Here is a 1,062-nt window from a genome sequence, read left to right on the forward strand (position 1 = left end):
GGACGGGTGCGGCGCGGACGGCGACGGCGGCCCGGACTGGGGTGGACCCCCGGGTGGGGGGAAGGGCGGGCGTTGGCCGCTCCCGGCCTCCGGGCCCCCGGGCCGGTGCACCTGGGTGCGGTCGAGGTCCTCCTGGGCGATGCGCCTGGTCACCGGGCCCTCGTTGCTCAGCCCCGACCGCCCGAGCCACCCACCGAGCTCCCGAACGATCACCGGGAGCGGGGGACGCCGCGCCGGGTCCTGGTCCAACGCGGCGAGGAGCAGCTGCCGGTGGACGCTCTGCTCGGGCAGGTGCACCAGTTCCGGGTCGTGCGCGGCCGCCATCAGCGAGGCCATCGCGTTCTCCCGGTAGCCCCTGGGCGGGTTGGCGGTGAGCGCGTAGCTGACCGTGGCCGCCAACTGCCAGGCATCGGAGGCGGGGGTGGCGTCCCCGCCGCGCGCCACCTCGGGGGCGATGTAGTCGGGGGTCCCCACCATCATCCCGGTGGCGGTGAGGCTGCTGTCCCCGCTGCTGCGGGCGATGCCGAAGTCGATGAGGTGCGCGACGCCCGCGTGGTCGACCAGGATGTTCGCCGGCTTGATGTCCCGGTGCAGCAACCCCTTCTCGTGCGCCGCCCCCAGCGCCTCGGCCATGCTGGCCCACAGCCGGGCCGCGGCCACGTCGTCGAGGGTGTTCTCGCGGACGACGTCGGAGAGCGCGTCACCCTCGATGTACTCCATGACGAGGGCGAGGCCGTCGCTGCCGTCCCCGAGGTCGTTGACGATGTCGTAGATCCGGACGCAGTTGGGGTGCCGCACGGCGGCGAGAGCCCGCGCCTCCCGGATCATCCGTTCCTCGCCCTCGGCATCGGGGGCGTGGGCGATCTTCACGGCCACCATCCGGTTCAGGCTGGTGTCCATCGCCAACCAGACGGAACCGAACCCGCCCTTGCCGAGCTGCCGGATGCGCTGGAACCGTCCCTGGCTCCTGCTGGCGCCGTGCCCGGCGCCGAACAGGGCCGGCGCGACCTCGGTGGCCCGCACGGTGTCCCCGCCGGCCCCCGGCGCCCCCGCGACCGCCCC

The 1,062-nt window shown here is 74.8% G+C and carries 1 protein-coding gene; it reads right to left on the reverse strand.

Translation table 11 applies throughout. The features are described from left to right. Nucleotides 1-1,062: serine/threonine-protein kinase (locus tag ACTIDRAF_RS31355; protein WP_016701446.1), on the reverse strand; the 1,062-nt coding region annotated here is incomplete at both ends.

Source organism: Actinoalloteichus spitiensis RMV-1378 (assembly GCF_000239155.1).
Lineage (GTDB): Bacteria > Actinomycetota > Actinomycetes > Mycobacteriales > Pseudonocardiaceae > Actinoalloteichus_B > Actinoalloteichus_B spitiensis.